22 protein-coding genes are annotated in these 26,472 nt (G+C 38.0%); 2 read left to right on the plus strand and 20 right to left on the minus strand.

Going from position 1 to position 26,472, the window contains the following annotated elements; translation table 11 throughout:
- Positions 1–30: 30 nt before the first annotated feature.
- The 9 genes from BANA01_RS13170 to pruA form a co-directional block, all read right to left on the minus strand.
- Complete coding sequence (locus BANA01_RS13170; RefSeq protein WP_063253452.1) at positions 31–1,632, minus strand: amidohydrolase; 1,602 nt, start codon at positions 1,630–1,632, stop codon at positions 31–33.
- 46 nt (positions 1,633–1,678) lie between these two features.
- Complete coding sequence (gene brnQ / locus BANA01_RS13175) at positions 1,679–3,010, minus strand: branched-chain amino acid transport system II carrier protein (protein ID WP_063253453.1); 1,332 nt, start codon at positions 3,008–3,010, stop codon at positions 1,679–1,681.
- Between the two features lie 234 nt (positions 3,011–3,244).
- Complete coding sequence (locus tag BANA01_RS13180; RefSeq protein ID WP_063253454.1) at positions 3,245–4,615, minus strand: sigma-54 interaction domain-containing protein; 1,371 nt, start codon at positions 4,613–4,615, stop codon at positions 3,245–3,247.
- Between the two features lie 163 nt (positions 4,616–4,778).
- Entirely contained in the window at positions 4,779–5,471 is a 693-nt protein-coding gene (locus BANA01_RS13185) for an amino acid ABC transporter permease (RefSeq protein WP_063253455.1), read from the minus strand.
- A 39-nt stretch (positions 5,472–5,510) separates the two neighbouring features.
- Positions 5,511–6,305: a transporter substrate-binding domain-containing protein gene (locus BANA01_RS13190; protein ID WP_063253456.1), complete on the minus strand. Its 795-nt coding sequence runs from the start codon at positions 6,303–6,305 to the stop codon at positions 5,511–5,513.
- 22 nt (positions 6,306–6,327) lie between these two features.
- Positions 6,328–7,050 (minus strand): amino acid ABC transporter ATP-binding protein, encoded by a 723-nt coding sequence (locus tag BANA01_RS13195; RefSeq protein ID WP_063253457.1) that lies wholly within the window; start codon positions 7,048–7,050, stop codon positions 6,328–6,330.
- A 211-nt stretch (positions 7,051–7,261) separates the two neighbouring features.
- A complete protein-coding gene (locus BANA01_RS13200) occupies positions 7,262–8,527 on the minus strand; it encodes a Glu/Leu/Phe/Val family dehydrogenase (RefSeq protein WP_305802734.1) in 1,266 nt (421 codons plus the stop codon).
- Positions 8,528–8,595: 68 nt separating this feature from the next.
- Complete coding sequence (locus tag BANA01_RS13205) at positions 8,596–9,798, minus strand: ornithine--oxo-acid transaminase (RefSeq protein ID WP_063253459.1); 1,203 nt, start codon at positions 9,796–9,798, stop codon at positions 8,596–8,598.
- A 12-nt stretch (positions 9,799–9,810) separates the two neighbouring features.
- Positions 9,811–11,355, minus strand: a complete 1,545-nt coding sequence (gene pruA, locus BANA01_RS13210) for an L-glutamate gamma-semialdehyde dehydrogenase (RefSeq protein WP_063253460.1) — start codon at positions 11,353–11,355, stop codon at positions 9,811–9,813.
- A gap of 206 nt (positions 11,356–11,561) precedes the next feature.
- Here pruA and BANA01_RS13215 point away from each other — a divergent pair, with 206 nt between their 5' ends.
- Positions 11,562–12,989, plus strand: a complete 1,428-nt coding sequence (locus BANA01_RS13215) for a sigma-54 interaction domain-containing protein (protein ID WP_411834857.1) — start codon at positions 11,562–11,564, stop codon at positions 12,987–12,989.
- 97 nt (positions 12,990–13,086) lie between these two features.
- The gene (locus BANA01_RS13220; protein WP_063253461.1) at positions 13,087–13,500 is read left to right on the plus strand and encodes a hypothetical protein; all 414 of its coding nucleotides are present in this window, start codon (positions 13,087–13,089) and stop codon (positions 13,498–13,500) included.
- Between the two features lie 39 nt (positions 13,501–13,539).
- Here BANA01_RS13220 and BANA01_RS13225 read toward each other — a convergent pair whose 3' ends face one another.
- From BANA01_RS13225 to BANA01_RS13275, 11 genes are all read right to left on the minus strand, one after another.
- Complete coding sequence (locus BANA01_RS13225; protein WP_063253462.1) at positions 13,540–13,812, minus strand: DUF1292 domain-containing protein; 273 nt, start codon at positions 13,810–13,812, stop codon at positions 13,540–13,542.
- A gap of 83 nt (positions 13,813–13,895) precedes the next feature.
- Positions 13,896–14,420, minus strand: coding sequence for a type 1 glutamine amidotransferase domain-containing protein (locus BANA01_RS13230; RefSeq protein WP_063253463.1), 525 nt, complete (start codon positions 14,418–14,420; stop codon positions 13,896–13,898).
- 487 nt (positions 14,421–14,907) lie between these two features.
- Positions 14,908–16,281, minus strand: coding sequence for a nucleoside recognition domain-containing protein (locus tag BANA01_RS13235; protein ID WP_063253464.1), 1,374 nt, complete (start codon positions 16,279–16,281; stop codon positions 14,908–14,910).
- Complete coding sequence (locus tag BANA01_RS13240) at positions 16,278–16,973, minus strand: FeoB small GTPase domain-containing protein (RefSeq protein WP_063253465.1); 696 nt, start codon at positions 16,971–16,973, stop codon at positions 16,278–16,280. The genes BANA01_RS13235 and BANA01_RS13240 overlap by 4 nt, the downstream gene beginning before the upstream one ends.
- Entirely contained in the window at positions 16,963–17,217 is a 255-nt protein-coding gene (locus tag BANA01_RS13245) for a FeoA family protein (protein WP_063253466.1), read from the minus strand. The genes BANA01_RS13240 and BANA01_RS13245 overlap by 11 nt, the downstream gene beginning before the upstream one ends.
- A gap of 132 nt (positions 17,218–17,349) precedes the next feature.
- On the minus strand, positions 17,350–18,213 hold the full coding sequence (locus BANA01_RS13250; RefSeq protein ID WP_063253467.1) for a DUF3307 domain-containing protein: 864 nt from the start codon (positions 18,211–18,213) through the stop codon (positions 17,350–17,352).
- A gap of 19 nt (positions 18,214–18,232) precedes the next feature.
- On the minus strand, positions 18,233–19,009 hold the full coding sequence (locus BANA01_RS13255) for a hypothetical protein (protein ID WP_063253468.1): 777 nt from the start codon (positions 19,007–19,009) through the stop codon (positions 18,233–18,235).
- Between the two features lie 98 nt (positions 19,010–19,107).
- Complete coding sequence (locus BANA01_RS13260; RefSeq protein WP_063253469.1) at positions 19,108–21,384, minus strand: ATP-dependent DNA helicase; 2,277 nt, start codon at positions 21,382–21,384, stop codon at positions 19,108–19,110.
- A 112-nt stretch (positions 21,385–21,496) separates the two neighbouring features.
- Positions 21,497–22,738, minus strand: coding sequence for a glutamate-5-semialdehyde dehydrogenase (locus BANA01_RS13265; protein WP_063253470.1), 1,242 nt, complete (start codon positions 22,736–22,738; stop codon positions 21,497–21,499).
- Positions 22,739–22,746: 8 nt separating this feature from the next.
- Positions 22,747–23,859, minus strand: a complete 1,113-nt coding sequence (gene proB / locus BANA01_RS13270; protein ID WP_063253471.1) for a glutamate 5-kinase — start codon at positions 23,857–23,859, stop codon at positions 22,747–22,749.
- 345 nt (positions 23,860–24,204) lie between these two features.
- The gene (locus BANA01_RS13275) at positions 24,205–26,448 is read right to left on the minus strand and encodes an AAA domain-containing protein (RefSeq protein WP_063253472.1); all 2,244 of its coding nucleotides are present in this window, start codon (positions 26,446–26,448) and stop codon (positions 24,205–24,207) included.
- Positions 26,449–26,472: the final 24 nt, after the last annotated feature.

Genomic DNA, 26,472 nt, shown 5'->3' on the forward strand with positions numbered 1-26,472 from the left:
CAGATAGTGACTGCAAGGCTTTTAATATCATTATTTAATGGGTACTCTATCAAGTTGGTAAACCAATTCTCCACCAATATAAGTTTCTAAGACATTTATTTCATCAATCTTTTCCGGATCCACTTCAAGAATATCTTGGTCCAGAACGATAAAGTCTGCTTGATAACCAGGGGCTATTTGTCCAATATTGGGAATTCCAGATATCTCTTGCGCTGCTTTTGTGTATAATGTAATTGCAGTTTTAATATCTACTTTTTGGTCTTGACCTGTATCAGTTCCATCATAAGCTTTACGAGTTACAGCAGATTTTATACCAACGAATGGATTTACAGGATCAGCCCATGCGGTTGCTGGTGCATCAGATGAAAAGGCTACCTTCACTCCAGCTTCTAACATGGATCGGACAGGATACGTTAATTTAGTCCGCCCTCTTCCTAAGTTTTTTAAATAACTTTCAATTTCGGCAAAAAGAAAAATGGGCTGGGTAACAAAGGCAATTCCTGTTTCGGCAGCTCTTTTAAGTGCCCGTGGTGTCGGCATTGCAGCATGTTCAATTCGGATAGATGGTGTATCCTTTAACCAGCCTTCTGTGCCATAGAAAGTATCAATAATTAAATCAATCGCCTGCTCACCCATCGCATGGACAACCAATTGCACATTATGTTCTACTGCAGCTTCTTTTGCGGCTAATAATTCTTCCTTAGTTGTCATTTGAATACCGAAATTAACTTGATCCCCTAAAAACGGAGGGTTCACCCATGCGGTTTGGCCCGAAACACTTCCATCTGCAAATAATTTAATGCCTCCGATGTATATTTGACGCTGTTTATTCGTTTTTTCACTTGTTAAAAAGCTTTTCCCTTTTAAATCTTCCCATTTATAGTTAATAACCGTACGTTGTTTTAATCCTTTTTCTGCTGCTAGATTATACATCTCATAGTAATCCGTGGGCTCTGCCTTACCAATAAGCTCTGAGATCGCAGTGATTCCTTTTGATAGTAAAAGTGGACTTAGCTCAGCTAACAATTCTGCATCTTCTTTAAGTGTTTTTGACGGGATAATAGTAGCGAGGAGGTCTTTCGCATTTTCACGCAATACCCCCGTTGGTTCACCATTTTCATCACGGTCAATCTTTCCGCCTTGCGGGTCTGGGGTATCCTTCGTTATCCTTGCTAATTCTAACACCTTGCTGTTAACAGCAACGATATGACCACAGGTACGAGTAATAATCACCGGTACATCCGCTGCAGCTTCATCTAAATCCCAACGTGTTGGTGAACGCCCCTCCAACAATTTACCTTCATCATAGCCCCATCCTTCGATCCATAAATCAGGGCTTTGTGCAGCCCTTAGATTTCTTATCTTTTCCTTTAACTCTATAATTGAATGAACATTTGGAGCCATACAGGCAATTTGCTTGGCGGCACTTGCCAAATACAACGGATGTAAGTGGGCATCAATGAGTCCGGGAAGTGCACGTCTTCCGTTAAGGTCAATACTTTCTCCATCAATATTCACCAGTTCCGACTGATCACCTGTCCAAACAATCTTGCCTTCTCGTATCACCATGGCACTTACGATTGGTTGATCTGGATTCGAAGTAAAGATTTTCCCATTAATAAAAGTTTTCATTAGATTATATTTCTCCTCTCGTTGTGCGTTACAATCCTTTGTATAATTAGTCATGGTTTACAGGATTTATATCCATTCCATACTTATCATTTTTTGATACCAAGTTATTAATAACTGCGCCGACAATAAATCCAATAATGGCTGGCAGCAGCCAGGCAAATCCAACTCCACTTAATGGAATCCTTGAAATCCACTCATTTGCAAATGAAACATTCATACCAAAGGCTCCTAACGTTTCAAATAGACTAATTAATAACGTTAAGATAATAGAACCTTTGTACGCACCTGCATTCGGAATATATTTACGAAAGATCCCTAAAAAGACTAATAAAATAGAAATAGGATATAACCCTAAAAATAATGGAAGGGAGAAATTAATAATATTCTCAACACCTAGTAATCCGACAGAGACGCCTGAAATACATATTAAAATCACCCAAGTTTTGTAACTTATTTTATTTTTCGTTAATTGGCTGAGGAAATCAGCTATGGCGGCTGTAATACCAATGGCTGTTGTCAAACAGGCTAATGAAACGGCAACAGCTAAAGAAACCGTACCGTAATTACCCAGTAATTGATTGATAAGACTAGTTAGTAAAGCCGTACTCTCAATGTCTTTTGGAAACAAACCGCTGCCTTCTGCTCCTAAGTACAGTAAACCACCATATACGATTAACAGACCGATTCCAGCAATAACTGTTCCGTTAATAACAATTTTTCGCATATCAGTAGATTTGGTGTACCCTTTATCAACTATGGCTGCCATAAAAACGGAAGCACATAATAGTCCAGTAAAAACATCGCCAGTTTGATAAGCTCCTATAAAAGCATGACTAAAAGAGTTTTCAAGATTGGTTTGAATCGGTTCCCCTACTGGGTCAAAGGTGCCCTTCAATACAATAAAAAGGAGAATAGCGAATAATGCCGGAGTTAAGAACCTCCCTACTTTATCTAATAGATTTGATTTATCCATTGCAAAATAATAATTAAGTCCAAAGAAAATAATCATCGTACCTGACACCGGGAAATCAGGAAATAGTGTATGTACACCTATTTCATGTGTGGTAGCGGCCGTTCGCGGTACCGTAACCAGCATCGCAATAAAAACCATACAAATAAGGTTAAATGCCTTGTGAAACCATGGACTGATTGGGTTTGTTAAACGTTCGAATTTTCCCCCTGCATTTAATACTGCAATTAGAGCTAATAATGGAAGGACAATACCAGTAAGAACAAAACCAACTAAAGCAATCGACCATTCGGAACCTGAAGCAAATCCAATTGATGGTGGGAATATTAGATTCCCAGCCCCAAAAAATACAGCAAAAAAGGCAAAACCAAAAATAATACTATCTCTTATGATGTTGTTTGTTTTCATCTTTTTCCTCCCCTTTAGTAACATAGTATTTAGTAGAACTAATTTTTAAAATCCTCTCCTCACTAATGAGTTTATCGAATATATTCATTATTCCTATAATATAAACTATGCAAGTTTCATACCAGTTTAACTTATAGTGAAATCAACTGTTTTCTTAAGGGATTTTGTTAATTTAACACCTCGAAAGTAAAAAAAAAATTTTACCTTTTGTAAAATTTTTTTTACTTTGTTTATTTAACTTAATTGGTACTTGTCTATTTTATATTTTAATAATTGTTTAGATATCCCCAGCCTTTTCGCAGCCTCTGTGATTTTTCCATTCATATTGGTTAATTCTTTACTAATCATTTCCTTCTCGTATTGTTCAACTGCTTCTTTTAGTGACTGTGAACCATGTTCGTTACTTTTTACCGGAAGGGATTGGTTAAATTCTCTCATTCTCTTCGGAATATCCTCCATTGTAATGCGCTGTAAGGATGTATGGTTAAAAGCTGTTTCAACTGCATTCTTAAGCTCTCGTATATTTCCTGGCCAACTGTAACGCTTAAAACATTCCAAAACATCATCCTCGACACCTTCAACTACAATATTCATATTGTTATTGTAAAAATCAATATAGTAAGTTAGTAAACTTTCAATATCTTCTTTTCTTTCAATTAACGGTGGTAGATCGATTTGGACAACACCAAGGCGGTAATAGAGATCTTCTCTTAAACGTTTCTCCGAAACTAATGTATCTGGATCTTCATTTGTTGCTGATATCACCCTAATATTTAAAGGGATGTTTCGATTGCCGCCTATTCTTCTTATCGTTTTTTCTTCTATTGCTTTTAAAAGTTTTACTTGAAGATAAATATCCAAAGAATTTACTTCATCTAAAAACAAAGTGCCTCCCTCAGCTTGTTCAAATAAACCCGGCATATCAGTGGAACCCGTAAAACTACCTTTCACCGTACCAAATAACGTGCTTTCTAATAAATTTGGCGGAATGGCACCACAGTTTACGGATAAAAAAGGTCCTCCATAACGATCACTTAAATTGTGTATAGACTGCGCAATCATTTCTTTTCCTGTCCCTGTTTTTCCGTAAATTAAGACCGTGGAGTTTGTTCTAGAAATTTTTTGTATTCTATTTTTTATGATTTCCATTTTAGGGTTAATGCTAATGATATCGTCGATGGTATAGTAGGTATTATTTCTCCGGTATACCTTATGATGTGCCAATTTATCCAGTGATTGAATGTTTTCCTTTGTGTAAAAGTGTTTGGAGAATTCTATCGCTCCTACTATTCGATCATTCTCGATAATCGGATAAGTGGAATTAACAGTCAGTAAGACGTTGCCATGGTTCGTAATGAGCTCTTGTTTCTCATTGGTTACGGCAACTCCTTTTTTTATCACCCTCATGATCGTACTATTTTCATTGGTTAAGTTTTTATAAAATGTCGTAATATGCTTTCCCATAAAATCTTCAGGTCTAAGACCAATTTGTTTAAGGACATTAAGATCGACAACATCGTAAAAAATGATGACACCATGTTCGTCACAAACTAAAATATTGTCAAAATCCGTTAATTGCTTAAAATTTTCTATATTTATATTCAAAAGTGAAGCCTCCTTTTATGACATAATATTCAACGTAAATAATTATTTTAATTAGTTAAAACTTTCACTCTATTTAATTATATTAGTATAAAGTAAAATGAACAAAAAGAAAATGGAATTAAAAAGCGGCAGATTCCATTTTAGAAATCTACCACTTGTATTGTTACCTTTCTACCGTAATCCCTTTACTATTTTTAATACTGCGTTTTACTGATTTTTCTGGATCGTATCTTTTTTCTAGTTTACTAAAGATAAATGTAAATAATCCTACTAGAACTAAATAAAATAGTCCTGTCACAATATACGTTTCTAGCGGGCGGAAGTTAGAACCCGCGATGGACATGGTTGCTCCCCACAAATCAGTCATTCCAATATATGCTACAAGTGCTGATTCTTTTAGCAATAGTATAAATTGATTTCCAAGTGCAGGAATGGCTCTTTTGAATGCCTGTGGGAGGATAATTCTTCTCAATGCCAGTTTGTAGTTCATACCTAGTGAACGTGCTGCTTCCATTTGCCCTTTATCAATCGATTGTATAGACCCACGGAAAATTTCAGAGATATACGCTCCATTGTGCACTGCTAAAGCAATGACTCCTGCCCAAAATTGGGGAAGTGTTACAATCGAGGAGATCCCAAAATAAAGTATGCAAATTTGTACAATCATAGGTGTTCCTCGCACAAGAATGAGATATCCTTGTGCGATATAGTTTAAGAGTTTAATATGGGAAATACTAAAAAATGCAAATACAAGACCAATGATACTTCCTAATAAAAGTGAACTAATCGTCACCTTTATTGTAATTAATAATGCTTCAAATAATGCATTATAGTTTGATTGAAAGATTTCTAGCATCTGAACCACATCCAGTCGAAAAATTTAAGCAGGTCATTTTTAATTTTCAGTTTCCATTAGATCATAACCAAACCATTTTTTACTGATTTCTGCGTAGGTTCCGTCGGCAATAATTTCTTCTAATGCCTTGTTTATTTTTACTGTTAATTCTTTGTCTTTTTTGTTTATCGCAATGGCTTGATTATCGACTTGCAGCAGTTTATCTATCGGTTTAATTTTTAAGTTTCCTTGCGTAACCGCTACTTTTCCAAAAATATCGTCAACGATTACGGCGTCAACCCGACCAGTAGCTAAATCCATTAATGCAGTCATATCTCCTTGGGAATAAGCCATGACATTAGCTTCTTCTGTTAATTCTTTTGCTAGCTTTTCATAAATCGTTGCAGGAGTTACCCCAATTTTTTTACCCTTTAAATCCTCTTTCGACTTAATTTCAGTATTATCAGTGTTAACAAAGATACGTGAACCTGATTTGTAGTATGGATTTGTAAAATCAACAGCCTTTTGACGTTCTTCCGTTACCGTCATACTTCCAAGTATTGCGTCAAACTTTTCATCTCTTAACCCTTGAATGATTGTCTCGAATGGAAATGTAATAGCATTTGGTTTCATGTCCATTTTTTCTGCTAAGGCTTCACCAATTTCCACGTCAAAACCTGTAAGTTTATCATCTTCTTTATAATTGAAAGGCTTAAATAAGCCACTCATCGCATAAACAAACTCTTCTTGTTTTGGTTCGCTGGTTGCTTCTTCTTTTTTAGAACTGCAACCGGCAAGAGCGATGATAACTAATAAAACGGCTGCTAAATAACGGTTCATCGTTTTCTGTTTCATGTAAATACCCCCAAGTTTATTTTTATAAGATTCTACTTAAAAACTGTTTTGTTCGATCATTCTGTGGATTATCAAAGAAATTCTTAGGATGCTCTTGCTCTAATATCTGCCCGTCATGCATGAAGGCAACTCGGTCTGCCACTTCCCGTGCAAAACCCATCTCATGTGTAACAACAACCATTGTCATACCATCATTGGCCAGCTGCTTCATTACCTGAAGGACTTCACCCACTAATTCAGGGTCGAGTGCTGATGTAGGTTCGTCAAATAACATAATCTTAGGCTCCATGGCGAGAGCCCGAGCAATCGCTACCCTTTGCTTTTGTCCTCCAGACAAACTATCAGGATAGTTATCCGCCTTATCTCTTAATCCTACTTTTTCGAGTAATATATTGGCATACTCCTTTGCTTCATCACTTTTCATCTTTTTTACATAGACGGGTGCTTCTATGATATTTTCTAGAACCGTATTATGAGGGAACAAATTGAAGTGTTGAAATACCATTCCAACCTCTTCACGTATTTTATTTAAGTCTGTTTTAGCTGGGTTAATTTGTTCCCCATTAATTTGAACTTCCCCTTGGTCTAATATTTCTAAAAAATTAATGCACCGAAGCAAAGTACTTTTCCCTGAGCCGCTTGCCCCAATTAAAACCACCACTTCTTTCTCACTAACCGTTAAATCTACTCCTTTTAAAACGGTTAACCCTCCAAAGGATTTAACCACTTTTTTTAGTTCTATCATCTTCCTACTCCCCTCTATTTCTTCAATTATAGTAGTGCAATTCTTATGCCAATTTTCAAAATCTTCAGAACCCTATTGATTATCAACGTATGATTTGCCTCATTTAAAAAACTAGTAAAAATTATTTTACTTCCGGTAAAATAATTTTTACTAGTTCAAAAAAAATACCCCTTCCTTCAATAAGGAAAGAGTACTTTTTATAGTGTACCTATTAAACCCATCCTCTGAATTGAGAGGCTTCTGCAACTTTTTTAATTCCAATCATATAAGCCGCTAAACGCATATCAACTTGATGGTTCTGGGCCAATTGATAAATGGTGTCAAAAGAACTAACCATTACCTTCTCAAGCTTTTCCATTACTTCTTCTTCAGTCCAATAGTAACCTTGATTGTTTTGCACCCACTCAAAGTAAGAAACGGTTACACCGCCTGCACTCGCAAGAATATCAGGGACAAGAAGGATTTCACGTTCTGTTAAGATTTTTGTAGCTTCAAGAGTCGTTGGTCCGTTTGCCGCTTCTACGACTATACTTGCTTTAATATTAGCAGCATTCTCTTCGGTAATTTGGTTCGAGATCGCTGCAGGTACTAAGATATCACAGTCTAATTCAAGTAATTCTTTATTGCTGATTGTATCATTAAAAAGCTGTGAAAATGTACCGAAGCTATCTCTTCTATCAAGTAAATAATTGATATCCAGTCCATCAGGATCATAAACTCCGCCATATACATCGGAAACAGCAACTACTTTCGCACCCGCGTCATGCATAAATTTAGCTAGGTAGCTGCCTGCGTTTCCAAAACCTTGGATCACCACACGAGCACCTAATAGCTCTTTTCCTATTTTTTTAACAGCTTCATTAATACAAATGGTAACACCACGTGCCGTTGCTGTTTCACGTCCATGTGATCCGCCTAATACAAGAGGTTTTCCAGTGATGAATCCTGGCGAGTCAAACTCACGCAAACGGCTGTACTCATCCATCATCCAAGCCATAATCTGTGAGTTGGTATAAACATCCGGAGCAGGGATATCTTTTGTTGGCCCAACAATCTGACTAATAGCACGAACATAGCCGCGGCTTAATCTCTCTAGTTCTCTGAAAGACATTTTTCTTGGGTCACAGATAATACCGCCTTTTCCACCGCCATAAGGAAGGTTCGTAATTCCACACTTTAAACTCATCCATATCGATAAGGCTTTTACCTCGGCTTCATCTACATCTGGATGGAAGCGAACACCGCCCTTTGTTGGACCAACTGCATCGTTATGCTGTGAACGGTACCCGGTAAAAACTTTTACCGTACCATCATCCATGCGTACTGGAATCCGCACCGTTAATAAACGAATAGGTTCTTTTAAGAGCTCGTACATTTGGGTATTATAGCCTAACTTAGTTAGCGCTTCCTGTATAACGGTTTGTGTTGCATAGTATAAGTTTAAAGATTCTTTTTCCTTTTGCGATTCTTTTGACATTTCATTTATCACTGTCTTAACAGACATGGCTAGACACCTCTTAGTTTAGTGGAATATGAAATTACTATTTAAGCAAAAACTTTCGTAATCTTCTCAAATGCCCAATCGATTTCTTCCTTAGTGATTACCAGCGGTGGAGCAAAACGAATAACGGTATCATGTGTTTCTTTACATAATAACCCCTCTTCCTTTAATTGCTCACAGTAAGGTCTTGCTTCTTCCGTAAGTTCCACACCAATAAATAAACCTCTGCCTCTTATATCTTTAATTACAGGATTATTGATTGTTTTTAATTGTTCTAAGAAATACTGTCCTAATTCAAGTGATCGTTCTGCTAATTTTTCTTCCTCAATTACTTGTAGGGCTGCAATTGACACCGCACAAGCAAGGGGATTTCCTCCGAAAGTGGAACCATGTGAACCTGGGTTAAATACACCTAATACATCTGAGTTTGCAACCACACATGAAATAGGGAATACTCCGCCGCCTAATGCTTTTCCTAAAATTAACATGTCTGGGTTCACTTCTTCCCATTCCGTAGCGAACATTTTTCCTGTACGTGCTAAACCAACTTGAATTTCATCGGCAATAAATAATACATTGTTTTCTTTACAAAGATCAGCTGCTGCTTTTAAGAATCCTTCAGGCGGCAGAATAATTCCTGCTTCACCTTGAATTGGTTCAATTAAGAATGCTGCTGTATTAGAAGTGATAGCTGCTTTTAATGCTTCAATATCTCCATATGGGATAAGCTTAATGCCCGGAAGCATTGGACCAAATCCTCGCTTATATTCAGGGTCAGAGGATAAAGATACAGCACCCATTGTCCTGCCATGAAAGTTACCTGTACAAGCAATAATTTCAGCTTGATTCTCTGCGATTCCTTTTACATCATAGCCCCAGCGGCGTGCTGCTTTAATAGCTGTTTCTACCGCTTCAGCACCTGTATTCATAGGAAGTGCCATTTCTTTATTGGTTAATTTACAAATTTTCTCATACCACGGACCAAGCTGGTCATTATGAAAGGCACGTGAAGTTAACGTTACTTTGTCTGCTTGATCTTTTAAAGCTTGAATGATTTTAGGATGACGATGTCCTTGATTTACCGCCGAATAAGCACTCAGCATATCCATGTAGCGGTTTCCTTCTGGATTTTCCACCCATACTCCCTCTGCTTTCGAAACCACGATTGGCAGTGGATGGTAATTGTTGGCACCAAACTTTTGTGTTTTTTCGATAATTTCAGTTGTTTTATTTGTAGTAGTATTCATTTTATTTCCTCCTTATAGCGTTTCGGAAGTTGTTTTAGCTTGCATGTGAAGCAGTAAATACTCGGGACCGCCTGCTTTTGAATCTGTTCCTGACATGTTGAATCCTCCAAATGGCTGATAACCAACTATTGCACCTGTACACACGCGGTTAAAATATAGATTTCCTACGTGGAATTCTTCACGTGCACGTTCAATATGCTCGCGGTTGTTTGAAATTAAAGCTCCTGTTAGACCGTAATCTGTGTTGTTAGCGATTTTCATCATATGGTCAAAATCACGAGCTTTGGAGAAAGCCAGAACTGGTCCAAAAATCTCCTCTTGCATAAGTCGCGCATTTTCATTTATATCAGCAAAGATTGTTGGCTGGATAAAGTAACCCTGTGAGTCATCGCCTTCTCCGCCAGTCATTAATCTTCCCTCTTGTTTACCCACTTCGATATAACTCATGATTTTCTTAAAAGATTTTTCATCAATCACTGGACCCATGTAATTAGATAAATCTTCTGGGTTACCAAGTGTCAGTGTTTTGGTTAAAGCCACAGCTTTTTCAAGCACTTCATCATAAACATCCTGATGAACAACTGTACGAGAGCCAGCAGAACATTTTTGACCAGAGAAACCAAAAGCTGAATAAACGATACTTGCTGCAGCCAAATCTAAGTCAGCATCATTATCGACAACAACTGTATCCTTTCCGCCCATTTCAGCGATAACGCGTTTGATCCAAATTTGTCCTGGGTGAACTTTTGCCGCTCGTTCATTGATTCTGCACCCTACTTCACGAGAGCCAGTGAAGGATACGAAACGAGTTTTTGGATGATCAACAAGATAATCTCCAATCTGCGCCCCGCTGCCTGGTACAAAGTTTAATACACCATTTGGCAGACCAGCCTCATGCATTAGCTCTACAAACTTTGCAGCCACAATTGGTGTTGAGTTTGCAGGCTTTAAAAGCACCGTATTACCAGAGACAATTGCTGCAACCGTTGTTCCAGCCATAATCGCCAATGGGAAGTTAAATGGAGAAATAATAATCCCTACTCCAAGTGGAATGTAGTGATATTGATTGTATTCACCATCGCGGCTTTGAACGGGAAAACCTTCTTTAATACGCAGCATTTGACGACCATAATATTCAATAAAATCAATTGCTTCAGCCGTATCCGCGTCTGCTTCCTTCCATGGCTTTCCAGCTTCTTTTACAAGGTAAGCAGAAAATTCATGTTTACGGCGGCGCAACATCGCTGCTGCACGGAATAGGATATTAGCACGGTGTTCAGGCTTCCACTTCTTCCAAGATTCAAATGCAGTTAATGCCGTTTGCATGGCCTTTTCAGCAAGTTCTTGGTCTGCCATGAACACACTTCCGATGACTTCTTCTTTATTTGCTGGATTAATAGATTGAATCTTTTTATCGGTAGTAATGGATTCCCCGCCAATCACAACGGGATATTCCTTTCCTAGCTGGGATTGAACATATGAAAGAGCTTGTTGAAATGCTTGTTTATTTGCTTCTTCTGTAAAATTAGTAAATGGTTCATGCGTATACGGTTTCATTCTTTTATCCCCCTTGTGGTTTGTACACAATATAATAATGCAAGTATCGTGCCAAACATAAAATGCTATATTACTAAGGGATTTATATTATTAACTGCAAAATATTTTTGCGCCAAAATATTTATTTTCTTGAAGCGCAAAATTATTTTGCGCTGTTTTGTATTTTCTGTTTTAATAGAAACATAAACAATAAGGGGACTGCTCTCATGGAAAATACAAAAATGACCATCGAATATTTACAGTTTCTTAACTCGATGTATAAAAGGATTCTAGACGAAGTCGATGTTGGGGTCCACGCAGTAGATGCCTCGGGAAATACGGTTATCTATAATCATAAAATGGCCCAAATTGAATCAATGGATATCCAAGATGTAATGAATAAAAATCTCCTAGATGTCTTTATGTTTAAAGAAGATCAATCTAGTACACTTGTAAAAGCGCTCCAAGATAAAAAAGAGACAAAGAACGTTAAACAAACCTATTTTAATAACAAAGGCCGAGAAATTACCACCAACAACAATACCATTCCAATTTACGAAAACGAAGAACTGTTGGGTGCAGTTGAAATCGCCAATGATGTCACAAAGCTTGAACGTTTAATAAAAGGAAATATCACACGTAAAGGTTCCACTAGATACACTTTTGATAGTATTACTGGAAACAGTACAGCGATAAAGGAAGTGATTGAGGGCGCAAAGCGTGCAGCACGGACCTCTTCTTACGTCTTAATCGTAGGAGAAACGGGAACTGGAAAAGAGCTGTTTGCCCAAAGCATTCATAATGCCAGCAATCGATTTTCAGGTCCTTTCATTTCTCAAAACTGTGCGGCATTGCCTGATAACTTAATAGAAAGTTTGCTATTTGGAACAAAGCGCGGTGCATTTACCGGGGCCATCGACCAGCCAGGATTATTTGAACAGGCTAATGGCGGAACGTTGTTACTGGATGAGATTAATTCTCTTAACCTAAATCTTCAGGCTAAACTACTTCGTGTACTTCAAGAAAAAACGATCCGACGGGTTGGGGATACAAAGGATACTCCCGTTGATGTCCGGGTAATCGCAAATATTAACGAAGATCCAATTGATGCGGTAACCAACAATCATATGCGTAAAGACTTGTATTATCGTCTTGGAGTCGTTACTGTCTTCATTCCCCCTTTAAGAGAACGTAAAGAGGATATCCCGCTGCTTGCCCAGCTCTTTATTAAGAAGTACAACGATCACTTTCAAATGAATGTAAAAGGTTTATCAGAGGAGGTGATAGCTTCATTTTCTGAGTATGATTGGCATGGAAATGTTCGTGAACTAGAACACCTGATTGAAGCGGCTATGAACATTATGATGGATGATGAAGAAATCATTGGGTACTCGCATCTACCCTATCAATACCGGAGTAAATTGCATGTAAAAGAAAGAAACACTCCTTCCGTCACCGTAGATATGTTTTTAAAAGAAGGGACAGATAGGATAGCGTCACTGAAGGATCAAATGGAATACTTTGAAAAGTCTTATATAGAACATGTCTGGAAAAATAATGATTACAACATTTCTAGAACTGCTGACGTACTAGGATTAAGCCGCCAAAGCCTTCAGTATCGAATGAAAAAACTAAACATTAAGAATGAGCAATAAGAACTGGTAAAATTGTCAGAAACTTTTCATAAAATTTGCAGGAAATTGTCGAGAAATAGAGGAATATATAAGTAGTACATAAAAAGGAGGAAAATAAATGAAAAAGATTTTAACAATACTTTTTACTAGTTTGATTGTTTTCTTGATGTTTGTTGGTCCGGGAAATGTAGCTTTTGCACACGAGGGTGAGGAAGATTGTTTATGTAATTCCTTTACAGTTCTAGATGGTGCCGAAAAGAACAAAATTGTTGCAGAATTTTTAGCAAGTGACGAGTTTAAGACATTAAAATCAAATAACTTAGACAGCGGCTATAAATGGAATGGAATAAGTAAAGCAGAAGTTACCAAATTTATTAAGGACATACATTCTAATCCCAAAGATCCAGATAGTCCAGTGGTTATTAATGCTGGTACTATAGGTGTTGCAGTTCCCTTTTTTACCAGTGATGGAAAGTTAGAAGTTTTCTTTTTTCTTAATGGGATACCTAGTGGAAGCCAGGTAATTGAATAATTGCTTAAAAAAAGCTGGCATCTGCCAGCTTTTTTAACTCTACTCTTCTTCCTCATCCATAATCTCATCAAAAGCAGCAGAAACTTTATCAAATTCCTCATCACTCTCGATCGCTGTTAAATCTCCATCCTCGTCCACTTTTAAGAAGAAAATATCAATGTCCTCTTCTGTTTCTTCTTGAATATCTTCAACGAATCCTACTGCCACATAATTAGTACCTTCTATATTGATTGAAGCAAGTACTTCCACTTCCTGTTCTTGCTCTGTTTCATCACTGATTGTAAAAACCTCGCCTACTTCAATATTAGCCATGTTGTATTCTCCCTCTTATTTAGAATAAATATTTCATTCCATCAGTATCTCTAAAACATCTGGAAATAATCCTTAAAAATAACTTATTTTTGCTCGATGACTTTAATAAATTCTCGCATATAATCCGGTAAATCTGGCGGGCGTCTGCTTGAAACTAAGTTTCCATCAACCACAACCGGTTCATCATACCAAGTTGCACCAGCATTCTCCATATCATCCTTAATACCAGGAGTACTTGTTACCTTTTTACCCTGCAAAATTTTTGCAGAAATTAAAACCCAGCCAGCATGGCAGATTTGTCCAATCGGCTTTTGGTTTTCTTCGAAATGTTGAAGCAGTGAAAGTACTTCAGGAAAGCGGCGAATCTTATCTGGCGCCCAGCCTCCTGGCACCAAGATGGCATCATAATCCTCCCCTTTAATATCACTAAAAGCGTAATCCGATTTAGCCGGCACACCATATTTTCCTATGTACTCATCCTCCGCCTTCTCACCTGCTAAGTGAACAACGGCTCCTTCTTCTCTTAATCTAAGAATAGGATACCATAATTCAAGATCTTCAAAATCATGATGGACAAGACTTATTACCTTCTTACCTGTTAAACGCATGATGGTTCCCTCCTCCTTCTTGTTTATTATGACATAGAAAAAGCAAACCAACAAAAAAGACACCACTTTTAAAGGGTTCCATTTTATAAAATGAGATTCTCTTGGATTTTTATGATAAAACTTACTCCTGTTTTAATATGATGTCTTGTCCTTATTGAGTAGCATGTAAAGTAAAATAATAAGCGGAAGTTTTCCGGTTAAATGCAGGATGCACCTCGTTTCGGGGGATTTAAGTGGAGATATTCCGTCTACGCAAAGCAATATCACCCATTTTCGATTTTTACGAGCCAATTGGCGGAATCTCTCCGTGTATTTAAGCCTATTTTAATAATAATTACGAAATAAGCGGAATTTTTCCGTCTATTTATCGGCTCAGGTATTTATATACCCTGGTCCCCCAACAGAGAAACTTTATAAATAAAAAAAGACGTATGCCAATTCATACGTCGTCAATTCTTAATAAGTAAGCACCCGAAAACCAAAACCCTTACAACCATCCAAAAAATCTAACAGTTTGAGTAATAATAAGTGGAACAAGAATCGCAATTACCGTTGGAATTAAAAAGGCCAGGAAGGTCCATTTCTTACTTTTTGTTTCTTTATAAATATTTAGAAGCGTTGTTCCGCACGGATAATGAAGCAGTGAAAATAACATCATGTTTAGGGCTGTGAGCCACGTCCAGCCATGATCGAGAAAGATTTGCTTTAAATCGACCAAGCTATCCACCTCTGTTAACGATCCTGTTGAGAGATACCCCATTAACAGAATGGGAAGAACAATTTCATTCGCTGGCAAGCCTAAAATAAACGCCATCATAATATAACCATCGAGACCTAGTAGTTTTCCAAATGGATCTAAGAACTCAACTGCATACATCAGAATACTGGTATCACCAATAAAAATGTTAGCAAACACCCATGTTAAAATCGCCGCCGGTGCTGCAACTTTCACCGCACGCATTAACACCGACCAGGATCTTGTTAAGGATGAGCGAACAACAGTGTCAAAAATTTTAGGTTTCCTGTATGGCGGAAGTTCTAACGTGTAGTGTGTTGGAATTCCTTTTAATGCAGTCTTTGATAAGACCCAGGAGACAAAGAAGGTAACAATAATACCAAACATGACGATCCCGACAATCACTCCGGTTGTGACGAGTGATTTAAGTCCGCCTGTAAAATTTGCAGCCATAAATAATGAGGCTAATACAATTAACGTTCCCCAACGCCCATTACATGGCACAAAATTATTGGTCAATATCGCAAGCATTCGTTCTCTAGGTGACTCGATAATCCTTGTCGAAATCACCGCAGCGGCATTGCAGCCAAAACCCATAGCCATCGTTAAGGATTGCTTACCGTGAGCACCTACTCTTTTAAACAGGCGGTCCATATTAAAAGCAACACGCGGGAGGTATCCATAGTTCTCTAAGAGTGCAAAGGTTGGAAAAAAAATTGCCATTGGAGGAAGCATGACGCTAATAACCCACGTTGTACCGCGGTATAAACCGAGAACAAGAACCCCATGTACCCAGTCAGGTGCTTTAATAAAAGTAAAAAATGCAGTTAAGTATTTCTCCATCGAACCAAAGAACTCTGCTAACATCGATGACGGAATATTTGCTCCAGCAATCGTCAAATAAAACAATACTCCCAACATCGAAAGCATAATCGGAAATCCAAAAATCGGCGAAGTAAATATCGCATCCAGCTTTTCGGTCCTTGTGTCTCTTTTCGACTTTGTATATTTAATACCTTCTGAACAAAGGCGATGACTTCGTTCATAGAGCTGTTGAACAATATCATCCCTCAGCTTGGCTGTTGAAAGCTGCTGTGCTTCTGTATAAAGCTGTTGAATACTCATTCTGCTCTCTCCTTTTGTCCATAGCGCTGGTTAATCTCATTCAGTAGTTTTTCGTCACCATCCAACAGCCTTAACGAAACCCAGCGGGCGGACATCTGATTACCAATAAGTTCAGAAACTTTTGGTTCAATTTTCTTTATTTTGTCTTCAATTTCATCGGCGTAGGTTGTTTGAACCGGTTGACATTCGATTGCCCCGGTCACGATACGATCGATGGTATCAAGCAGCATAGGGAACCCTTTTTTGTTTCGCGCCGATATTTTAATGACCGGAACGCCTAATCGATTTGTTAAAATCCGCTCATTAATGGAAATCCCTTGTTGTTCTGCCACATCGATTAAGTTAATACAGATGATTACATTTTTTGTCATTTCCAATACCTGTAAGGCCAAATTAAAATTTCGCTCTAATGAAGTTGCATCCAGTACAACTACAGTAACATCAGGTTTCTCGAAAACAATATAGTTTCGTGCTACCTCTTCATCACTTGAATTGGAAAAAAGCGAATAGGTACCTGGAAGATCAATCAAATTAAACATTTTATCTTTATATTGAACATTCCCTTGTGCGAGCGAAACAGTCTTCCCAGCCCAGTTCCCTGTATGTTGTCTTAAGCCCGTTAAGGCATTAAATAAAGTACTTTTTCCGGTATTCGGATTTCCCGCCAAGGCCACACGATAACTATTCCCCATCTGTCATCAACACCCCTTCTATACGAGAACTTTCCTCTTTTCTTAAAGCAATGGTCGTTTGACTAACTCGATAAGCAATTGGATCTCCTAAAGGGCTTTTTCTAATGACCTCGACAATCGCCCCAGTTACAAAGCCTAAATCTAATAATCTCCTTCTCATTACACCGTCCAGATTTAAAGAAGTGATTTGAATCAAATTTCCCTTTTCACCATCCACAAGTTTTACTGTTTTTGGTTCGCTCATATCTCTTTCCCCTTTATTAAAGTTTTTCCTTCGTGCAACTTTTTCTTAATTATATGCTAAAACATACAACTTGTGTCAATTTTCGAAAAAAAAAAATTAGCTGCCTACTTTAGGCAGCTAAAAATATAAATTTTAGGTCAATACTTCCCTTAGGAGTATTCCCAGTGTAATTCCTAAAAACATCGATGTCAGCGTCCCCAAAAGAAAATACTCTGCCCAGTTCCGGTCATCCATTTGTTTGAAACGGGCAATCGACTTTGCCGCAACGATAAATCCAATCGCTGGATAAGCACTGTAGAAGGTTAACAATATAACTAGTAATCTCTCAATATACCCAATTAATTTTCCCCGGGAGAGATCGTGTTTGCTAAAAATGGTATAGTTATATTCCTCTGTCAAAGCTCTATTGCCCTTATGGTTCATGGCATATTGAGCCTCTTGCCGTTCATTTTTAAATGTATATTTTCCTTCAAATGTTAAAAGCTGATTTGGCAGTGAGCCTAATAAAATTTTTATCATGTGCCCACTAACACTAGTGGCAAGAATCAGAACAATAAGAATGAATAATACCGAGTTTATGGTTCCTAATTCTTTCCCGTTTAGGAAAAATTCATGGATCCCTGCAAGTTTAACTCCTAAAAAGAATTGTCCAGCAAGTAGGATTATTCCAAGGTGTAACAGCTGATCAATCGTGAAGAAACTAGCTCTTTTTACGTTCTCTTCACTGCTTATTTTTAAGGTATCGAGAAGTCTGATTTTAAGGATATCGATAATAAAATGGCTGCTCACAATAAAAAGCAACGGAAAAATAAGACTCGTTACAATACTCACTTCTTCAGATAAAAAAAGGTAAAAAACAGTAAGCACAAGTATATTAACAAGAAAATGGTGGCCGATATGCTTCGTAATATTTTTCATCTTATCTACGACCATTTTATCGGTCTGCAAATAAAAGTCAGCTATGAGATGGGCCAGAACGAGGGATAATAATAGCATGGAAACTCCTCTCTATCGATCATTTCTTAATATAATTTAATTTCAACTGATGTCGAATTGATACCATTAATGATTCACTTTTTACCTTCCCTTGATTATCGTTATACGATTTTTCCTGCAGTGAATCTAGAATGGTGACTAACTCGGTAAAAACCTTTATGATTTCTTCAGATTTTCCTTTTTTATAATGACTGGAAATGGTCGGTGCTGTTTTTTCAAGCAGCTTTGCTACCATTTTTTGCTGCTGCAAAATAAGGTAATAGCTAAAAACCTGTTCCTGAATCGGAGTTTGCTCTTCTAACATGGTCATTTGTAAACGTAATAATGAATTGATTAAAACCTCAAACTCATTCCGAAACTGGTTATATGGAAATTGTGAAATATCTTGATAAAATTGATCAAGTTCAAATTTAAATAGTGGTCTAACTGGCTCCTGTTTTAATAAATCGTTCGCATATCTTGCTTGCTTGATTAACGGGTGGATCCACTTCTCAATATCGACTTCTTCTAACTTTTTATCACTATCGCCAAAGGACAAACCAAAATAAGGGGTATGGTCACGATACTTCCAAACCCTGCAGATAAAAAAAGCGATAATATATGCTGTCGAATAGCCATAGCCGGCAAAAATAATCTCATCGCCCGCACGGTGTTTTACCTTGCAATGACCGAACTCCTTCGTCCAAACATTAATCGAGTTTACCATCTCATCTAGATAGTTCGTCAATTCTTCTCCCATTTCAACGGATGAAGAGTTACTTACATCTAGTATAAAAATGGAAATAGGATGATTCATTAGCTTACTCCTTCATTCCAAAAATTAGATTATATAGTCTAATTTTAGTTGATTTAGAGTAAATAGTCAAACTTTCATCCGAATAGATAAAAATGCACCTATATGACCGTAAAACTCCGCCACTCTTGTGGGAGTATGTCTTGATAGTGTCTATGTAAAAACCGGTCGTCTACCAGCACAATCGTCCCACGGTCTTCTTCAGAGCGGATTAACCGTCCACCCGCCTGTAATACCTTGTTCATTCCAGGAAATACATAGGCATAATCATAACCGCTTTTTTCCTTTTGATTAAAATGGTCCTTGATAAGATTACGTTCATAGCACAACTGTGGAAGACCTACACCGATCACCACCACGCCATTTAACCGGTCACCTTTTAAATCGACACCTTCTGAAAAAACTCCGCCAAGTACGGCAAATCCAACCAGTGTCTTTGTTTGATTTGGTTTGAACTCTGCTAAGAATGCTTCTCTTTCCTGCTCAGACATTCCCGAACCCTGAAGTAAGGTATTGATTCCCGGAAATTCTGTTACAAACTGTTCATATACCGCAAGCAAATATTGATAGGACGGAAAAAAGACTAAATAATTACCCGGTCGATTTTGAACTAAGGAATGAATCATAGATGCAATTGGCTCTTTTGTTCTCTCTCGGTCACGATATCTAGTCGAAAGCGGCTTAATAAAAATATCTGTCTGTTCTTCTTTAAAAGGTGAAGGAATCGACAGTGAATAATCGTCCACTTGCCCGCCAAGTATATCCTGATAATAAGATAACGGAGATAGCGTGGCAGAAAAAAAGACTTTTGAACGATAGTTTTTTCCCATTTTCTGCAATAATTTGGATGGATCGATACAGAACAATTTTAGTTTTACATCGTTTTTATTTTTCTCTCCATAAATCACATAATGATCATCAAGTAGTTCAACTATTTTCAAAAAAGCATTGACTTGAAAGTACATTTCCAATAGGTTTGGAGCATTCTCTTTTTGTAGATACAGCTCAGCACCTTCATGAAATTGGGTTAACAACTCCACCAGTTCTTCATCCAACTGTTCCAAAGTAAATTCACTCTGCTCGCCATGATTCTTTTTTAAAGAGATAAACCAAGCATTTATTTGAGAAGCAGAATCAGATATAACTTTATTGACAGGTTTAAATTCCTTCTTTAATTGAAGAAACGTATCCTTGTTTATGGAAGCAGAGAACATTTCTCTTCCGCGATCAACCAGATTATGAGCTTCATCAACTAATAAGAGTGTTGACTTCTTCTGATCCTCAAACAAACGTTTTAACGAAACGCGAGGATCAAAAATATAATTATAATCACAAATGACAGCGTCAACTGCATAAGCAAGATCAATCGAGAATTCAAAAGGACAAAGGGTATGTTTACGAGCGTATTTCTCGATTACTTCACGATTCATAAGGTTTTCATTTGAAACCATATCTAATACAGCTTTATTGATTCGATCATAATAACCATCAGCAAACTCACAATAATCTTTCTGACATTTGGTCTCATCCTTAAAACAAACCTTGTCCTTCGCCGTAATCGTAACGGATTTCATACATAGCCCGCAAGATCGCATTCGTTCTACAGCCTCTTCTGCGGTTGTCCGCGTAATAGTCTTAGCGGTGAGATAAAAAATACGATTTAAAAGCCCCTCTCCCATAGCTTTTACAGCAGGAAAAAAGGTTGAAATCGTTTTGCCAATCCCAGTTGGTGCTTTTACAAACAAACTTTTTTCTTCTAATATTGTCTTATAAACACCACCCGCGAGTTTCCGTTGTCCAGCTCGGTATGATTCAAATGGGAAAACGAGTTGTTTACTACTTTCATTCCGCGCTTTTCGGTGATCATGAAGTAATTTTGCATAAGGATAATAATTCTCGACTACCTCATGAACAAACACATCTAATTCCTCAATTGTAAAACTCTTTTTTAAATATCTTTTCTCATCACTTTCAACCTGCACATAGGTGAGCTGAACGAAGATTTCCTGTAACTGATGATCCTTGGCATATATATAAGCGTACATTTTTACTTGTGCCCAATGAACGGGGAGACCCTCTTGCCCAAGGTGTTCCAACGGCTGAGAGGTAGATTTAATCTCATCAATTATTACCGCTCCATCACGCAATAATAAACCATCAAATCTTCCATCAATTGTAAATACAAGATCTTTTAAGGGTAGTTCAGCCCGAAGATAAACTTCCTTTTGATCAGTTTCTTGATATGTACGTTGGATTTTTTGGTGAATTCTTGTTCCATCTAGCATCGTGGACTGTGATCTGAACCTGGAATCAATACTGCCACTGCTATAAACATGTTCCACGAGCGTTCTAACCGCAATTTGAATGGTATTAATCAAGAATCTCACCTTCTCCGAATAAGAATGTATGTTCCTATGTTATTATATCAGAAATCAATCAATAATTGAAAAAAAATAGAGAACAAGTATCTGCCTTGTTCTCTATTACTTATTATGAACGAATTTGACCTGTCCCCTGCACGATTGCTTTTGTAGTAGTAATAGCTCTTAACCCCATTGGCCCGCGTGCATGCAATTTTTGTGTACTAATGCCAATTTCAGCTCCATAGCCAAATTGTTCCCCATCAGTAAAACGGGTGGAAGCGTTATGATAAACCACGGCTGCGTCGATCGCCTGGAAGAATAATCGTACATTTTCATCGTTCTCACTTATGATCGCTTCCGAATGCTTTGTACCGTACCCGTCAATATGTTGGATGGCTTCCTTCACACCTTTAACTACTTTTACGGCTAGTATGGGTGCTAAGAATTCATTCTGCCAGTCCTCTTCAACAGCTATGTTTATAAATGGATATTGTGCAACAAGCTCTTCATCGCCTCTAAGCTCCACGCCTTTTTCTTTTAAGGAATGAACCATCTCGGATATATATGGCCAATTCTCATGTAGGACAAGGGTTTCAGCTGCATTACATACAGATGGACGATGCAATTTTGCATTAATCGTAATATCAATTGCCATTTGTTTTTGTGCAGTTTCATCGATAAATATGTGACAATTTCCAACACCTGTTTCAAGAACAGGTACGGTTGCATTTTGAATAACAGATTGAATCAAACCTGCGCCGCCTCGAGGAATCAGCACATCAAGATATTGGTTTAGTTTAAACATTTGCGAAGCCGTTTCCCTGCTCGTATCCTCAAGGAGCTGTACCGCATCTGCCGGTATTTTACTTTCAGCAAGAGCAGCACGCATTACTTTTACCAGAGCCTTATTGGAATTCAGGGCAGAAGTGCTTCCTCGTAACAGGACAGCATTTCCGGCTTTAAGACATAGACTGCCTGCGTCAACTGTTACATTCGGACGAGCTTCATACACCATTCCGATGACACCGAGCGGAACACGAACGGTATGAATCTGTAAACCATTGGGCCGCTCCCAAGCTTCTATGGTTTCTCCAATTGGATCTTGGAGTTTAATTAACTGGCGAATCCCTTCTACTATTTGTTCAATTCTTTCTTCGGTAAGCAATAACCGATCCAACAAAGACGGAGAAAATCCATTTTCCTCTCCAGCTTGAATATCTTTTGCATTTTCAGTAAGGATCAATTCCTTTTCCGTCAATAATCGGTCAGCCATTTTCGCTAAGGCTTCATTTTTCTCATCCGTAGAGAGAATAGCAAGAGCCTTTGAAGCTGATCTTAGTTTTTTTGCTTTTTCTAATAATTCACTCATGATAAAATTCACTCCTCTGGCAGAGTGACCCAGTTATTGCGATGAATCACTTCTGCTCGTTTATTAATTGAAAAATCTTTCGTTTTCTCGCCAGGTAACCCTTTAATCATTTGTAAATTTTTTGCAGAATAATAGATTTGTCCTTTACCAATCAATTCACCTCTTTGATTGTGCACCTCGACAACATCCATTGCATTAAAATCACCAATTACCTTCGTAACCCCGACAGGCAGCAAACTTTTCCCATTTGTAATAATCGCCTCTTCTGCCCCGTCATCAATCTCCACAATGCCTGCTGTATGTGAATGAAAAGCAATCCATTGCTTTTTCTTTTGCATTTGTGTCTGAAAAGAGCCTCCAATATAAGTTCCGTCGCCTTTACCCTCTAAAATAGTTAAGAGCTTTTCCTTCCCCTGACCTTTCCCAACAAAGACACTAACACCGAAGGAAAGAGCTTTCTTGGCTGCCAAGAGCTTTGATTTCATTCCGCCTGTTCCAACGGAAGAACCACTGCCTCCTGCTTCTTCAAGCAGTTCATCGTTAACCCTTGCAATGAAGTCATATTTCTTCGCATCCTTAACCACTTTTGGATTTCCATTATATAGGCCGTTTACATCCGTTAAAATGATTAAGGCATTCGCATGTAAAAATCCACTGACGAGAGCAGACAGCATATCATTATCACCAAAGGTTAATTCCTCAATTGAGACAGAGTCGTTTTCATTAATAATGGGTATAACCCCCCTTTGAAGCAGCTCCGAAATTGTATTGTAAAGGTTGTGAAACCGCTCAAGGCTATAAAAATCTTCTCTAGTTAATAAAATTTGGGCTGGGACAATACCAAATTCCCTAAATTGCAAATGGTAATGCTGCATTAATAATCCCTGACCAACTGCAGCAGCAGCCTGCTTTCCAGCTGTACTTTTAGGCCGTGTCGGATAACCAAGTGCTCCAAAGCCCGCTGCTACAGCACCCGATGAGATTAGTATGACATCGTGCCCTTGTTCTTTTATGCAGGCAAGTGCTTCGACATGGTCCCGAATTTTCTCTTCAGATATCGTACCTGAAGCTGTAGTTAACGAACTGCTTCCTATTTTTACAACCACAAGTTGTTTCTTCATCTTACTCTTACCCCTCTTAAAAAAATAAAAAAAACGATTCTTCTGTCCCTAAAACAAGGACGGAAGAATCGTTTCCGCGGTACCACCTTCATTGATGCCTTAAAAAGCATCCACTTTGATTCCGTAACGAGGGAAAACGGCTTATGTTTGCATAAGCGGTGCGAAAAGGGCAGGTTCAATCTCTTTCCCGTGAGAAACCTTACAGCCTGTGGGTTTCACTCTCTAGCACGTTCCCAAGTTTACTAATCCCATACCATTAACAATTTGTAATTTTACTTATTATCTATAGAAATGAAAGAATTGTCAAGGATGTTTTTTGAAAATTAAATTATTACTCTCGTTCTTTTAGTTATTTGTTACTACCTGTCCGATTAAATAATCGCATACCTTTTCTGAAGTTAATTTTGCAGCAATAAAGGGAGGCTGTAACCCTTTTCCTCTTCCTAACTGAAAACCGAGCCAAAGAATTTGCTCATCTATAACGACAAACGGGAAGGAACAAGAAGCCTCCTGCCACGAGTCGGGCTGTATTTCTGGAATTGGTTTCTCAGAAACAACGGTAAGTCTGGCAGACGGGTTCCGACGAACTAAAACATTTGTCCATGACTCTGGTAAAACAATTGTTACGGGTAAGGAAATGACGATTGAAGACCTTGCATTTTCGATGTCCTTAAGCACCTTATCTAACTTTAGTGCATGGATCCACTTTAAATTAGAATGCTGATTTTTAATCCACGTGCCAATATCCTTTGTTCTTACACTTTGCTGCTGTTTTTCTTGGTGTTCAACAAGCTGTCTAATCGTTTTTCGATTGTAGACATGTTTACGGATAAAAGCGATATTACAGACATGAATAAATTTCCCCTTAGTTCTTGTAATGGCTACATTAATTAGTCGTTCACTATCTTTTCCCGTTAATAGCATTCCCGCCCGTTCCTGGGAGTTGGAATCAACCGTATCAAAAATCATAACATCTCTTTCACTGCCCTGAAAGCGGTGAACGGTAGCAGAAACGATATCAGCCGTTTGCCGTTCTTTTTCATATAAATCCTGCAGCAAAAGGTCCATTAAATTTGCTTGTGCCCGGTAGGGAGTTACATACCCAATGGAACGTGCTCCACCCAGATAGGATTCGTGAATCAATTGAAAAGAAATCAGAGCCTGCCATAGATTTGACCTTGAATTAGAACTTTTTTCAGTTATACAAAAAGCTCCCATATAACTTGTATCTAAAAGAATGGCAGCCCGTCCTGGAAAAGGTGCATAATCTACAATCTGCTTCCTGCTGCTTCCTACACTTGGATGATCACCTACAAGTGAATGATAAATGTATTGATTGGTAAAAGCAGAGATATCGGGGTGCATCCTTCGCTGTTCTTTCAATAAGAATAAATGCGGATGGAGCTTACCCTCCTCAACCCAATCGACAACACCTGCTCGATGAAACACATCCTCTTTCAGCCATTTTGTTACGAGCGAGTCTCTAGAGGAAGCGATTGGAGGTAATTGTTTAAAATCTCCGCAAATGATGACTCTTTTACCAAGCGATGCCGCGAATGCTGCCTGTGGAACATACGCCATACTTGCTTCATCCACGATTACAACATCAAACTCCTTCCCATATATAGCAGGGTCATTTGCTGCTTTGGCAAGCGTGGATCCAACCACAAGGGCATTTTTTACAAACTCTATCTCTTTTTGACGTATTTTTTCAAGCACTCTTGTAATCTTTTTCTCAAGCTCCAGCAGCTGATTCGTATCCCTTTTACTAAAGGAGCGGGAGATATCTTGTTTTAAGTTTTTTCTTTCTTCTATTAGTACATTTTTATCTTCAACAAGACTATGTTCCTGTTTCTTTAGGAGTTGACTGGTGGTAAGTGCTTCATCACTTTCCTCTCCCACTCCAGTATTAGAACCGTAGCGAAGGACATCCCCTTCTTTAAAGCGGTCTTTCTTTTTTATAAAAGCCGATATCTCACTTATTAATACATCTACTGCCTGATTACTATGTGAAAGAATGAGGACTGTTTTTTCTTGAAAATACTTATTTGCTGCAACCCGTGCAAGTGTATAAGTTTTTCCAGTGCCCGGCGGTCCCCATATAAAGGTAACAGGGTTGTATTTTGAGCGTAGAACTAATTCATGGACATTGCTTTTAATCTTTTCTATTGGGTGTTTTGCAGGCATTGAAGGGTTCATTAATCGATTGACTCTTAATCGTTTCTGCTTGCTTTTGCCAACTTCATCTAACCGTTCGATGAGCTGTTCCAGAAGCTCCCATGGATCGTGATAGATATAGGCTTCAGGAATTAAATCCCCTAACGATTGTTCTAATTGAACAATAATCCCCTTCCCCTCAGATGATAGGGTACGTCCTCCTTGTTTTATCCCCCCCCATACAATCGTGATAGAAGATCCAACTGGTATTTTTAACGAAAAAGCAGTGTCAAAATAATAAGTATATATACCATCGTTTGACAGCAGCCTGCCATTGGTCACTCTATATTTGTTACTGCCGTATTTTTTTAAAAAAAGTATTTCATTTTGAAGTGCCTGTTGCCACTCTTTCATATAATCCGTCTTCATCATCGTTTTCATCCTTTAAATAAAAAG

This window comes from Neobacillus niacini NBRC 15566, assembly GCF_001591505.1.
Taxonomy (GTDB): domain Bacteria; phylum Bacillota; class Bacilli; order Bacillales; family Cytobacillaceae; genus Neobacillus; species Neobacillus niacini.